Genomic DNA, 13,210 nt, shown 5'->3' with positions numbered 1-13,210 from the left:
CGATGGCGCCCGTCATGGAGGAAGTCAAAGCCGCGCCGGTGGCTACCGATCCCAAACTTTGTCGGCGCCCGACGGTACGGTTCGCAGGCGATGCGCAGGTTCACGGTCGACGAGCGGCGGACACGGCTGGCCCATCGGCACTTCGTGTGTGCGCCCGCCAACTCCGTCGGCGCCGTGGTCGATGGCGTGCTCGGCCTGCACGCCACCGATCCGGCCACCCCGTACCTGTCCCTGTGGGCACGGCTCCCAGTGTTCGCCGCGGCCGATCTGGACGCCGACCTCTACGAGCGGCGGACGCTGGTCAAACACCTGGCGATGCGCAGAACGCTGTGGACGGTGCGCATCGGCGACCTGCCGTTGATTCAGTCCGCGGCCAGCGACCGCGTCGCCGACAACGAACGTCGCCGGCTCATCGCCGATGCGCAGAAGGCGGGGCTCTGCGCCGACGGCGACGCCTGGCTCGAGGCGGCCGGTATGGCGGTCTTGCGGTATCTGACCGAGCACGGGCCGACGAGCGCGAAAGACCTGCGGGCGGCCCTGCCCGAGTTGGCGGGCACCTGGGATCCGGCGCCCGGTAAGCGGTGGGGTGGCGAAACGCCGCTGGCGCCGCGGATCCTGACGGTGTTGTCGGTGCGCGGCGACATCGTGCGGGGGCCCAACGACGGAAAGTGGACGACGTCGCGACCGCGCTGGGTTGTCAGCAGCGATTGGATCGGATCCGCCGACGCCGTCGACCCCCAGACGGCGCGCGCGGCGCTCGTGCGGCGGTGGCTGGCGGGCTTCGGCCCGGCCACCGTCACCGACATCAAGTGGTGGTTCGGCAACACGTTGACTTGGGCGCGGCAGGCGTTGAAGGACATCGGCGCCGTCGAGGTCGACCTCGACGGCACACCGGGATTCGCGCTAGCCGATGACCTCGACGTCGAACCCGCGCCGGAGCCGTGGTGCGCGTTGCTGCCCGGGCTAGACGTCACGACGATGGGCTGGTTCGACCGCGACTGGTACCTCGGGTCGCATCGTGAGCAGGTGTTCGACAGGAACGGCAACGGCGGACCCACCGCGTGGTGCGACGGCAGGATCGTCGGCGCGTGGGGTCAGGACGACGCCGGACGGGTCGAGCTGCGGCTGCTCGAGGACGTGGGCCGTTCGGCACGCGCCCGATTGCAGAAGCGCGCCGACGAATTGACCGAATGGCTCGACGGCGTGCGGATCAGCCCGCGGTTCCCATCGCCCCTGTCTAAGCGCTGACCTTCCTGCGTTTGCCGTTGCGCGCCTTGGGTTTCGGCCGGTCGACACCCAGGCACTCGGCGAGGAAGTGTCCGGTGTAGCTGTCCGGATTGGCCGCGACGTCCTCGGGCGTTCCCGATGCGACGAGCGTGCCGCCGCCGGCCCCGCCCTCGGGCCCCATGTCGATGATCCAGTCCGAGGTCTTGATCACGTCGAGATTGTGCTCGATGACGATCACCGTATTGCCCTTGTCGACCAGGCCGTTGATCACCTTGAGCAGCTTGCGGATGTCCTCGAAGTGCAGGCCGGTGGTCGGCTCGTCGAGGATGTACACCGTGCGCCCGGTCGACCGCTTCTGCAGTTCGGAGGCCAGCTTGACGCGCTGCGCTTCACCGCCGGACAGCGTCGGCGCCGGCTGGCCGAGCCGTACGTAACCCAGGCCGACGTCGACGAGCGTCTTGAGGTACCGATGGATCGAGGTGATCGGCGCGAAGAACTCGGACGCCTCCTCGATCGACATGTCGAGGACCTCGGCGATGGTCTTGCCCTTGTAGTGCACCTCGAGGGTTTCGCGGTTGTACCGGGCGCCCTGGCACACCTCGCACGGTACGTACACGTCGGGCAGGAAGTTCATCTCGATCTTGATGGTGCCGTCGCCGGAGCACGCCTCGCAGCGGCCGCCCTTGACGTTGAACGAGAACCGGCCCGGTTGATAGCCGCGCACTTTCGCCTCGGTGGTGGCCGCGAACAGCGTGCGGATCTTGTCGAAGACGCCGGTGTAAGTGGCGGGGTTCGAGCGCGGTGTGCGGCCGATCGGCGACTGGTCGACGCGCACCAGCTTGTCGAGCTTGTCCAGGCCCGTCACCCGCGTGTGCCGACCGGGCACCTGCCGCGCGCCGTTGAGCTTGTTCGCCAACACGGACGCCAGGATGTCGTTGACCAACGTCGACTTACCCGACCCCGACACCCCGGTCACCGAGGTCAGCACGCCGAGGGGGAACGACACGTCGATCTCGCGCAGGTTGTGCTCGCGGGCGCCGACGACCGTCAGCTGCCGCTTCCTGTCGACCGGCCGCCGGATGGCGGGCACCTCGATCTCTTCCTTACCCGAAAGATACGCTCCGGTAAGCGATTCCGGGTTCTTCAGCAGCTCCTCGTACGGACCGCTGTGCACGATCTGACCGCCGTGCTCGCCGGCCGCCGGACCGATGTCGACCACCCAGTCGGCATGGGCGATGGTGTCGAGGTCGTGCTCGACGACGATCAGCGTGTTGCCCAGGTCGCGCAGCCGGACCAGGGTGTCGATCAGCCGGCGGTTGTCGCGCTGGTGCAGGCCGATCGACGGTTCGTCGAGGACGTAGAGCACCCCGACGAGGCCCGACCCGATCTGGGTGGCGAGCCGGATGCGCTGCGCCTCACCGCCGGACAGCGTCGCGGCGGCCCGCGACAGCGACAGGTAGTCCAGGCCGACGTCGAGCAGGAACCCCAGCCGTGACTGGATCTCCTTGAGCACCTGCCCCGCGATCGCCTGCTCGCGTGCGCCCAGCGTCAGCGCGTTGAGGAACTCCGAGCAATCCGCGATCGACAGCTCGGCGACCTCGGCGATGGACTTCGCGCCGAACTGCCCCGCCGTCAGCGACACCGCGAGGATCTCGGGCTTGAGCCGTGTGCCCTCACATTCCGGACACGGCACATCGCGCATGAAGCCTTCGTAGCGCTCCTTCATCTGCTCGGAGTCGGTCTGCTCCATCCGACGCTGCAGGAACGCCATCACGCCCTCGAAATCGGCGTAGTACGAACGTGTTCGGCCGTAACGGTTCTTGTACCGCACGTGCACCTGTTCGTCGCAGCCCTCGAGGATCGCCTTGCGCGCCTTGGCAGGCAGCTTCTTCCACGGCGTGTTCACGTCGAAACCGAGCGCGTCGCCGAGACCGGCCAGCATCCGGGTGAAGTACTCCGCCGTCTGCCCCATCGACCACGGTGCGATCGCGCCCTCGGCCAGGGTCAGGTCCGGGTCGGGCACGACCAGCTCGGGATCGACCTCCTTGCGGATGCCGAGCCCGGTGCACTCCGGGCACGCCCCGTAGGGCGAGTTGAACGAGAAGGAGCGCGGTTCGAGGTCGTCGACGGCCAGCGGGTGGCCGTTGGGGCAGGCCAGCTTCTCGGAGAACCGCTGTTCGCGGTGGGGGTGGTCGTCTTCGCGGTCGACGAACTCCAGCACGACGATTCCGTCGGCCAGGTTGAGCGCCGTCTCCACCGAGTCGGTCAACCGCTGCTTGGCGCCGGCCTTGACCGTCAGGCGGTCGACGACCACCTCGATGTCGTGTTTCTCCTGCTTCTTGAGCTTCGGCGGATCGGTGAGCGGATACACCACGCCGTCCACCCGCACGCGGCTGTAGCCCTGGGTGTTCAGCTTGTCGAACAAGTCGACGAACTCGCCCTTACGGGTGCGCACCACCGGCGCGAGCACCTGGAACCGCAGGCCCTCGTCCATCGCGAGCACCTGATCGACGATCTGCTGAGGGGTCTGGCGGGCGATGCGCTCACCGCAGATCGGGCAGTGCGGCGTACCCGCGCGGGCGTACAGCAGACGCAGGTAGTCGTAGACCTCGGTGATGGTGCCGACGGTCGACCGGGGGTTGCGGTTGGTCGACTTCTGGTCGATGGACACCGCGGGCGACAGGCCCTCGATGAAGTCGACGTCGGGTTTGTCCATCTGCCCGAGGAACTGGCGCGCATAGGCGGACAACGACTCGACGTAGCGCCGCTGGCCCTCGGCGAAGATCGTGTCGAATGCCAGCGACGACTTCCCCGAACCCGACAGCCCCGTGAAGACGATCAGCGCGTCGCGTGGTAAATCAAGATCGACGCTTCGCAGGTTGTGCTCGCGCGCACCCTTGACGACAAGGCGGTCAGCCACCCGGTTCCCTCCCGAAGAGATAGTTCAAAGCCACTCTATGTGGACCCACCGACAAGCCCCAGACAAGCCGGATACCGTGAGGACATGACCGTCGTCGACGACAACTACACCGGCCACGTCGAACCGGGGACCGGCGCCCGGCGCACCCTTCCCGGCGCTTCGATCGTGAAGGTCTCGGTCGGCCCGATGGATAACAACGCGTACCTGATCACGTGTTCCCGAACCGGGGAGACACTGCTGATCGACGCCGCGAACGATGCGCCGGTCCTGCTCGAGGTGATCGAGCAACACGCGCCGAAACTGTCGCTGATCGTCACCAGCCACCAGCACTTTGACCACTGGCAGGCGCTGGAGGAAGTGGCCAAGGTCACCGGCGCCCCCACGGCGGCGCACCAGCTCGATGCCGAACCGCTGCCGGTCCGCCCCGACCGGATCCTCGCCCACGGCGACACCGTCGAGATCGGCGACCTGTCCTTCGACGTCATCCACCTGCAGGGCCACACCCCCGGTTCGGTGGCGCTCGCGCTCGACGGCGCCGACGAGGCGACCCACCTGTTCACCGGCGACTGCCTGTTTCCCGGCGGTGTCGGCAAGACGTGGGAGGACGGTGCCTTCGACCAGTTGCTTGGCGACGTGACCCGCCGTGTCTTCGACGTCTACGGCGATTCGACCGTCATCTACCCGGGCCACGGCGACGACACCACGCTCGGCACGGAACGCCCGCACCTGGCCGAGTGGAAAGAACGCGGTTGGTAGAGGCGCCGATCGCGGTCGTCACCGGCGCCAGTCGCGGTGCCGGGCGCGGGATCGCTCACGCGCTGGGCAGCCACGGCTGCACGGTGTTTGTGACGGCGCGGTCCGAGTCGATCCACGAGACCGCCGAGCAGGTGACGGCGGCCGGGGGCACCGGGATCGCCGTCCGCGTCGACCATGCCGACGACGAGCAGACCAAAGCGCTGTTCGAACGGGTCGGGCGGGAACACGGCCGGCTGGACATTCTGGTGAACAACGCGGTGACCCTCCGCGAGGAGATGATGGGCCGCACCCGGTTCTGGGACGAACCCGTCAACGTCATCGACACCCTCGACGTGGGCCTGCGCAGCAGCTACGTCGCGACCGTCTACGCGGCCCCGCTGATGCTGCCGCAGCGCCGCGGATTGGTGGCTTTCACCTCCGCGCCCGGATCGGCCCACTACGTGTTCGGCCCGGCTTACGGCGTGCACAAGGCGGGAACCGACAAGATGGCTGCCGACATGGCCGTCGATTTCAGGGACTTCGGCATCGCGACGGCGTCGATCTGGATGGGTGTCCTGCTGACCGAACGCTTCAAGCAGCTGGTCGCGGCCGCGCCCGACAAGCTCGCCCATCTGCTCGACAACACGGAGACACCGGAGTTCACCGGCCATCTGATCTGGGCCTTGTTCAACGACCCCCGGCTGATGGACAAGAGCGGCCAGACCTTCATCGGGGCGGAGCTGGCGGCCGACTACGGGGTCAAAGACGCCGGCGGCCGCGAGCCGCCGTCGTACCGCGACCTGCACGGAATTCATCCGATCAGGCAATTCGACCGCGTATTGCGGTGACACTGATGGTGTGGACGGCGCGCGGTGCCCGTCGTGTGGCACCGAAGTGGGGACGCGGGCCAAGTTCTGCAGCGAGTGCGGAACACCGCTGAGCCGTGCCGCCGGGTCGGCCGAGTACAAGCAGGTGACGGTCCTGTTCGCCGATGTCGTGCATTCGATGGACATCGCCAGAGCCGTCGGCCCAGAGCGGCTGCGCGAGATCATGGCCGACCTCGTGGACGTGGCCAGCGCAGTCGTCGCACGATACGGCGGCACGGTGGACAAGTTCACCGGCGACGGCATCATGGCGGTCTTCGGCGCGCCGCTCGCGCTCGAGGACCACGCGGTGCGCGCGTGCCTGGCCGCGCTGGGCATTCAGGCCGAGATGCACGCCGTCGCCGCCGACATCGCCAAGCGCGACGGCGTCGACCTACAACTGCGCATCGGACTCAACTCCGGGCAGGTGATCGCCGGCGAAATAGGTTCCGGCGCTTTGGGTTACACCGCGGTCGGGGAACATGTCGGGCTGGCTCAACGGATGGAGTCGACAGCCCCGCCGGGCGGGGTGATGCTCAGCGCGTCGACGGCGCGGCTGGTGGAGTCGGTGGCCACGCTCGCTGCGCCGGAGTCGGTGCACGTCAAGGGCGGCGGCGGACCCGTACCCGCCCGTCGGTTGCTGAGCATCGGCCGCGAGCAGGTCACGCTGCGATCCGAGGCGGCACTGGTCGGGCGGCGGTGGGAGAAGTCGGCGCTCGAAGGCTTGCTGGACAGGGCGATCGCCGGTCAGGGCGCCGTGGTCGGCATATCCGGACCACCCGGTATCGGCAAGAGCAGGCTGACACGCGAGCTCGCGGCGACCGCGGTCGGCCGAGGAGTGCCGGTGTACACCACGGCATGCGAGTCACACACCACCCAGGTGCCGTTCCACGTGGTGGCCCGGCTGCTGCGGGCGGCGACCGGCGTCGAGAACGTAGATGCGGCGTCCGCCCGTGCCCTGATCGAAGCGGGGACCTTCCCCGACGCCGGCCGCGACGACGTAGCGCTCCTCGAGGACATGCTGGGCATCGCCGATCCCTCCGCCGAACCGCCGCGGATCGACGCTGACAGCCGTCGGCAACGCCTGATCGCACTGGTGAATTCGGCCACCCTGGCCACACCGGCGCCTGCGCTCTACATCATCGAAGACGCCCACTGGATCGACGAGTCCAGCGAGTCCATGCTCGCCGCGTTCCTCACCGTCATCCCCCAGACACCGCTGCTGACGGTGATCACGTACCGACCCGAATATCGCGGATCGCTGACCCAGGTGCCGGGGACACAGACCATCGCGCTCGGCCCATTGAACGACGCAGAGACCGCCGACCTGGTCTCCGCCCTGCTCGGACCGGACCCGTCCGTGCGTCAGCTCACGCAGACGGTCGTCCAAAAGGCGGTGGGTACACCGTTTTTCGCCGAGGAGATCATTCGCGACTTCGTGGAACGCGGCGTTCTGCAGGGGCGCCGAGGGTCGTATGCGTCGACGGCGGAAGCCGCCGATGTCAGCGTGCCCGCCACGCTGCAAGCGACGATCGCGGCCCGCATCGACCGACTCGATCCCGCCGCGAAACGCACCCTCAGTGCGGCGTCGGTCGTCGGATCACGTTTCGGCACAGAGCTGTTGAGGGCGCTCGACATCGAACCGCGCCCGGCCGAACTGCTGACGGCTCAGCTCATCGACCAGGTCACGTTCACCGACGAACCAGAGTTCGTGTTTCACCATCCCCTCATTCGCGCGGTCGCTTACGAGGCGCAGCTCAAGTCCGAACAGGGCCGAATTGCACCGCCGGGTGGCCGCCGCGATCGAACGACGAAGCGCAGACAATCTCGACGAGAACGCGGCCCTGATCGCCGAACATGCCGAGGCCGCAGGCGATCTGCACGCCGCATTCGGCTGGCATATGCGCGCGGGCGGGTGGTCGAACAATCGCGACGTCTCGGCCGCGTTAGTCAGTTGGGAGCGCGCGTGCCGGGTCGCCGACGCTCTGCCCGAGGACGATCCGGAACGCAATACGATGCGCATCACGCCCCGCACCTTCCTCTGCGCGACCGGCTGGAGGGTGGCCCGCGAGTGCGGCGCACGCTTCGAGGAACTGCGCCAGCTCTGCGACTTGACGGGAGACAAGGCCTCGTTGGCGTTCGCCATGATGGGACCGATGTCGGACTTTCACTTCCGAGGCGAGACACGGGAGTCGTCGCGGATGGCCACCGAACAGATGGCGCTCCTCGAATCGATCGGCGATCCCGGCCTGACGGCGCAGGCCGCCTTCGGCGCCATCGGGATCAAGATCCAAAACGGTGACTTGGCAGACGGATTGCGGTGGGCGGAGAACACCATCGAGTGGGCCGCCGGCGACCTCACCAAGGGCAGCCTCGTGGTGGGCTCGCCGCTCGCGCTCGCCACGGCGTTGCGGGGGTTGGCCGGGTGGTGGTTCGGCCTTCGAGGATGGCGGGATGACGTCGATGCCGCGTTCGCCTTGGCGGAGGAAAGCAACGAACCGCTCACCATCGCGCTCACGACCTCGTGGAACCTGGGGCTCGGTGTGGCCTTCGGTGCGGTCGCGTGCGACGGATCGGCGGTCGCGAAGGCCGAAACGACATTGAGAACCGCGGAGGCGTTCTCCTACGGCTACGCCGGAGAGATCGCGAGGTATGTACTCGGTGGACAACTGTTGTATCAGGACGCCGTGGACGACTGGGACCGCGGACTTCAGATGGTTTCTGAGGTCAGGGAGGCGTGGACCAGCAACCGGACGATGTTGGTCGAGGTCACGTTCATGGACGCCCTGCTTGGGCTTGACCGGGCCAACCGTGGTGACTTCGACGCGGCGCTCCCTCTCATCCGAGAAACCGCCCAGACGATGCTGGCCCGGCGGCAATACACGTACTGGATTCCGGTGATCGGTTTCCTCGTGGACACATTGCTCAAGCGCGGAGCCGATGGAGACGCCGTGGAAGCCGCGGCTGCCGTCGCCGAGTTGGAGCGCGCGCCGCTCGAAGGATCGGCCATCCGCGACGTCTGGGTCCTGCGCTTGAAAACACTGCTGGCCCGGGCCTGCGGCGAGGAGACCGCGTATCGCCAACTCGGCCAACGTTATCGGGAGATGGCCGACGACCTCGGGTACGAGGGTCATCAGAAGTGGGCCGCGGCGCTGCCCTGATCAGGCGGGCACCGTCCAGGCGACGGGTAGTCGTTTGATGCCGTGCACGAAAGCCGAATGCTGGACGGCCGGTTCCTCTGCGGCGACGATGTCTGGAAGCCGGCGGTGGAGCTCTTCGAACAGCACCCGAATCTCGCGGCGCGCCAGGTTGGCGCCCAGACAGAAGTGCGCGCCTCCCGCCCCATATCCGATGTGCGGGTTGGGATCCCGGGACACATCGAACAGCCACGGATTGTCGAACTTGGTCTCGTCGCGGTTGCCCGAGTTGTACCACATCGAAATCTTGTCACCGGCGTGCATCGTGATGCCGCGCATCTCGATGTCCTGAGTCAGGTTGCGCCGCATGAAGATTACGGGCGAGGCCCACCGGACGATCTCCTCGACCGCGGTGGCGGCCAGACCGTCGAAGTCGGCCCACCATCTGGCTCTCTGCTCGGGATATCGGGTCAGTGCCACGAGACCGTGACTGATCGCATTGCGTGTCGTCTCGTTGCCCGCCGCCGACAGCAGGATGAAGAAGGATGCGATCTCGTCGGATGTCAGCCGTTCGCCGTCGACTTCCGCCTGTACCAGATTCGTGGTGAGGTCCTCTGTAGGGTTGGCGCGCCGTTCCTCGGCCAGCTGCACGCCGTAGTGGCCCAGTTCCGTTACCGCGCTGACGATCTCCTCGAATCCCCCGGCCACCACTTCGTCGTCGCCGGCGCCCAGGGTGACCGACGTCAGGTAGAAGATGCGCGCTTCGTCCTCTTCCGGGATGCCCATCATGTCGCAGATGATCTGCAGCGGCAGCAGCCTCGACACCTCGGCGACGAAGTCGGCTTGCCCGTCCGGATGGTCGGCGATCAGCTTGGTCACGATCCGCTGCGCCCGCTCACGCACGCTGTCCTCGATGCGCGCCACCACCTTGGGCGTGAAGGAGCGGTTGACGATCTTGCGGAGCCGGAGGTGACGCGGGTCGTCGAGGCTGATCATCGAACCCACGTACTCGGCGACCTCGGCGGGCACGTCCGTGAGCGCCGTGCTGGTCGGTACGGAGCTGAAGATCTCGGGGTGCCTGCTGGCGTGGTGGATGTCGTCGAGCGTCGTCAACGCCCAATGACCGGACCCCGCGGTGAAGCCCGGGAACTCCGGCGCGTCGAAGAAGGCGATCGGCGCTTCGCGACGCAGTGTCGCGAACGCGCCGTCGCGTGCGTCGTCGTCGCGCTCCCAGAACTCGAGGGAGCCGAGGTTGACGTCGGCGAGAGGTACGACCGGGGGCGGGACACCGTTCTCGCGCGGTGCGATTCCTGACCTGGCCACTGTTGCAGTCATAATTGGCCTCCCCGTCGAGCGCATTGTCCCACCCGGACAAGGCCTGCACCGGAAGTTGGGCGGCCATCTGACGATCGGCGATGTGAACTTCGCTAGATTGCCTGGTGAGGAAGAAAGGGCAGACATGAACACCGATCAGTTGAAGAAGGCGCAGAGCGGCGCCGGGTTCATCGCGGCGCTGGACCAGAGCGGCGGCAGCACCCCCAAGGCGCTGAAGCTCTACGGGATCTCCGAGGACGCCTACTCCGGCGACGACCAGATGTTCGACCTGGTGCACGAGATGCGCACCCGGATCATCACCAGCCCGGCCTTCGACGGAGACCGCATCATGGGCGCGATCCTCTTCGAGATGACGATGGACCGCGAGATCGAGGGCCGCCCGACGGCCGATTACCTGTGGAACGTCAAGAACATCGTGCCGTTCCTCAAGATCGACAAGGGTCTGGCCGAGGAGAAGGACGGCGCGCAGACGATGAAGCCGATGCCCGGCCTCGACGATCTGCTCGACCGCGCCGTCGAGAAGGGAATCTTCGGCACCAAGGAGCGTTCGGTCATCAAGCTGCCCGGCGCCGGACTGGACGCCGTGGTGGCGCAGCAGTTCGAGGTCGCCGAGCAGGTGCTCGCCAAGGGCCTGGTGCCGATCATCGAGCCCGAGGTCGACATCAAGAGCCCGAAGAAGGCCGAGGCCGAGGATCAGCTCAAGGCGGCTCTGCTCGACGGGGTCAACAAGCTCGGCGACAAGAAGGTCATGCTCAAGCTGACGCTCCCCGATACCGACAACCTGTACAAGGAGCTGGTCGATCACCCGAACGTGCTGCGGGTGGTCGCACTGTCCGGTGGCTACAGCCGCGATGAGGCCAACGAGAAACTGTCGCGCAACATCGGGGTCATCGCGAGCTTCTCGCGCGCACTGACCGAGGGTCTGACGGCTCAGCAGAGCGATGAGGAGTTCAACTCCACGCTCGATCAGGCGATCGCGAGCATCGCCAAGGCGTCGAGCACCTGATCTGATCTCGCTGCGGGGTCACGCGCCGGCGATCGTCGCCGGCGCGTTCCCCGCGCTCGCGTTTCCCGCCCCCGCTCTGTGGTGGCTGGCCTGGTTCGCGCTGGTCCCGCTGTTGCTCGTGTGCCGCGCCGCCCCCACGACCGGGCAGTCCGCGGTCCGGGCGTGGTTGGCGATGGCGGTGTTCGTCGGCGTCACCCAGTACTGGCTGTGGCCGAGCGCCGGTCCGCTGCTGCTCGTGCTCGCGGCCGGATTCGGTTCGCTGTGGCTGCCGTTCGGGTGGGCGGCACGCCGCCTGCTCGCCGGCGAACTCACCACTGCCAGGGCCTTGGTTGCCGTGGTGGTGCTGCCCAGCATGTGGGTGCTCGCGGAGGCGGTCCGGTCGTGGGACCGCCTCGGCGGGCCCTGGGCTGTCCTCGGCGCATCGCAATGGAATCAGCCGGCCACCCTTGCTACCGCCTCCCTCGGCGGCGTGTGGCTCGTCAGCTTCCTCGTCGTCGCGGTCAACACCGCACTCGCCTCGGCCCTGGTACGGCGCTCCGCGGTGCCCGCGGCACTCGCGCTGGCTCTGTTGGCCGCCGGCCCCGCGTGGTTCTGGTGGGGACCGGCACCCACGCCGGGCTCCACGGTCCGCGTCGCGCTCGTACAGCCGGGTGACATCGACGAATCGAGCGCGCGCCAGGCGGCGAGCGAAGCGTTGACCCAGGAGCTTGTGGGTCGACGGCCGGACCTGGTCGTGTGGGGCGAGAGCAGTGTCGGCGTGGATCTCGCCACCCACCCCGACGTCATCTCGCGCCTGGCCGACCTGTCCCGGCGGGTGGGTGCGGACCTGCTGGTCAACGTCGACGCCCGGGCGGCGTCGGGCGGCATCTACAAGACGTCGGTGCTCATCGACTCCGGAGGCGTGCGCGGCTCGTACGCCAAAACCCGTCTGGTGCCGTTCGGTGAGTATGTGCCGTTGCGGCCGTTGATCGGCTGGGCCACCTCGAACAGCGGAGCCGCCGGCGAGGACCGGCGTCGCGGCGACGGACCCGTCGTGCTGCACACCCACACCGTCGCGATCGGACCGCTGATCAGCTTCGAGACGTTGTTCTCCGACCTCGCGCGGTCACAGGCGCGACAGGGCGCCGAGCTGCTCGTCTACCAGAGTTCGACGTCGTCGTACCAAGGCAGTTGGGCCCAACCGCAATTGACGGCGATGCCCGCCGTTCACGCGGTCGAGGTGGGCCGTCCCGCGGTTCATGCGGCGCTGTCTGGGGTCAGCTCGGCGTTCGACGCGCAGGGACGCAGGTTGGCGTGGTTGCCGGCCGCCGAGCGCGGGGTCGCCGTCGTCGACATCCCGCTGGATGCGCGGACCACCCTCTATCAGCGATGGGGTGCGTGGCCGATCGCGGCTGCCCTGGCGGTGGCTACGGCGTGGTGTGCACGATCAGCACGTCGGTCTTGGACCGGCGTGCGACGTTGGCTGGGACGGAACCGAGCAGCCTGCCCGCGATGGTGGAGAGGCCGACGTTTCCGACGACCAGGAGGTCGGCCTTGACCTCCTCGGCGAGTTCGACCAGCGCATCGACGGGGGCGCCGACAACGGCCTTCTCCTCGACGTTCTGGGCGCCCGCCTGGTGGGCACGTTCCTTGGCCTCGCGCAGGATCGCGTAGATGGGCGCGTTGCCGGACATCTTGTAGCCCTCGTCCTTGAGCACGTCGGCCGCTCGCTGGTCTTCGTTCTGGGGGAAATACGCCGTGGCGACGATCAGCCTGGCATCGGCTCCGGCGATATGGCCGGCCTTCTCCACCGCCCGCAGCGACGAGTCGGACCCGTCCGTGCCTACCAAGACGGTCTGATACGCGCTCATCCATATCCTCCCAGTGTCAGTTCCGTTGCCACCCGGAACAGTAGCCGCTCGAGTGGCAGTTTCCTGCGATTTCGTCCTACTTCGGTCTCAAGGTCACCCTGGACTATCCCAGGTGACGCCGCCTACACCTACCCGCG

Annotated in this window: 9 protein-coding genes and 1 pseudogene; 7 read left to right on the top strand and 3 right to left on the bottom strand. The window is 67.6% G+C overall.

From position 1 onward, the window contains the following. Positions 1-90 precede the first annotated feature (90 nt). Positions 91-1,248 carry a winged helix DNA-binding domain-containing protein gene (locus A5752_RS12330; protein WP_067085490.1) on the top strand — a complete coding sequence of 386 codons (1,158 nt, stop codon included), beginning with the start codon at positions 91-93 and terminating at the stop codon, positions 1,246-1,248. Here A5752_RS12330 and uvrA read toward each other — a convergent pair. Then, positions 1,238-4,147, bottom strand: a complete 2,910-nt coding sequence (gene uvrA, locus A5752_RS12325) for an excinuclease ABC subunit UvrA (RefSeq protein WP_067085488.1) — start codon at positions 4,145-4,147, stop codon at positions 1,238-1,240. The genes A5752_RS12330 and uvrA overlap by 11 nt on opposite strands. Before the next feature lie 84 nt (positions 4,148-4,231). Between uvrA and A5752_RS12320 the strand changes: the two genes are divergently transcribed. Genes A5752_RS12320 through A5752_RS28215 form a run of 4 tightly spaced genes read left to right on the top strand, consistent with a single transcriptional unit; the run spans position 4,232 to position 8,906 of the window. Then, positions 4,232-4,903 (top strand): MBL fold metallo-hydrolase, encoded by a 672-nt coding sequence (locus A5752_RS12320; RefSeq protein ID WP_067085486.1) that lies wholly within the window; start codon positions 4,232-4,234, stop codon positions 4,901-4,903. Further along, complete coding sequence (locus A5752_RS12315; protein ID WP_156613802.1) at positions 4,897-5,730, top strand: SDR family NAD(P)-dependent oxidoreductase; 834 nt, start codon at positions 4,897-4,899, stop codon at positions 5,728-5,730. The genes A5752_RS12320 and A5752_RS12315 overlap by 7 nt, the downstream gene beginning before the upstream one ends. A gap of 10 nt (positions 5,731-5,740) precedes the next feature. Further along, on the top strand, positions 5,741-8,047 hold the full coding sequence (locus A5752_RS12310) for an AAA family ATPase (RefSeq protein ID WP_353612399.1): 2,307 nt from the start codon (positions 5,741-5,743) through the stop codon (positions 8,045-8,047). Continuing rightward, a complete protein-coding gene (locus A5752_RS28215) occupies positions 7,947-8,906 on the top strand; it encodes a hypothetical protein (protein WP_353612398.1) in 960 nt (319 codons plus the stop codon). Before A5752_RS12310 ends, A5752_RS28215 begins: the two co-directional genes overlap by 101 nt. Here A5752_RS28215 and A5752_RS12305 read toward each other — a convergent pair whose 3' ends face one another. Beyond that, positions 8,907-10,217 (bottom strand): cytochrome P450, encoded by a 1,311-nt coding sequence (locus A5752_RS12305; protein ID WP_067085485.1) that lies wholly within the window; start codon positions 10,215-10,217, stop codon positions 8,907-8,909. A 124-nt stretch (positions 10,218-10,341) separates the two neighbouring features. Between A5752_RS12305 and A5752_RS12300 the strand changes: the two genes are divergently transcribed. Both A5752_RS12300 and lnt read left to right on the top strand, forming a co-directional pair. Further along, complete coding sequence (locus tag A5752_RS12300; protein WP_067085483.1) at positions 10,342-11,223, top strand: fructose bisphosphate aldolase; 882 nt, start codon at positions 10,342-10,344, stop codon at positions 11,221-11,223. After that, positions 11,159-12,664: pseudogene (lnt, locus tag A5752_RS12295) on the top strand (apolipoprotein N-acyltransferase); the annotation flags it as partial. The gene A5752_RS12300 and the pseudogene lnt, both read left to right, overlap by 65 nt. Here lnt and A5752_RS27995 read toward each other — a convergent pair. After that, a complete protein-coding gene (locus A5752_RS27995) occupies positions 12,630-13,073 on the bottom strand; it encodes a universal stress protein (protein ID WP_067085481.1) in 444 nt (147 codons plus the stop codon). The pseudogene lnt and the gene A5752_RS27995 overlap by 35 nt on opposite strands. Between the last annotated feature and the right edge of the window lie 137 nt (positions 13,074-13,210).

This window comes from Mycobacterium sp. 852002-51961_SCH5331710 (assembly GCF_001665535.1).
GTDB lineage: Bacteria > Actinomycetota > Actinomycetes > Mycobacteriales > Mycobacteriaceae > Mycobacterium.
The sequence above is the reverse complement of the archived record's forward strand: the minus strand, read 5'-3'. Positions and strand labels throughout refer to the sequence as shown.

What these genes read in the sequence shown, in the direction of transcription:
- A5752_RS27995 (WP_067085481.1), bottom strand. Translation starts at nt 13,073, where the DNA reads ATGAGCGCGTATCAGACCGTCTTGGTAGGCACGGACGGGTCCGACTCG.
- A5752_RS12320 (WP_067085486.1), top strand. Translation starts at nt 4,232, where the DNA reads ATGACCGTCGTCGACGACAACTACACCGGCCACGTCGAACCGGGGACC.
- A5752_RS12305 (WP_067085485.1), bottom strand. Translation starts at nt 10,217, where the DNA reads ATGACTGCAACAGTGGCCAGGTCAGGAATCGCACCGCGCGAGAACGGT.
- A5752_RS12330 (WP_067085490.1), top strand. Translation starts at nt 91, where the DNA reads ATGCGCAGGTTCACGGTCGACGAGCGGCGGACACGGCTGGCCCATCGG.
- A5752_RS28215 (WP_353612398.1), top strand. Translation starts at nt 7,947, where the DNA reads ATGGCCACCGAACAGATGGCGCTCCTCGAATCGATCGGCGATCCCGGC.
- A5752_RS12300 (WP_067085483.1), top strand. Translation starts at nt 10,342, where the DNA reads ATGAACACCGATCAGTTGAAGAAGGCGCAGAGCGGCGCCGGGTTCATC.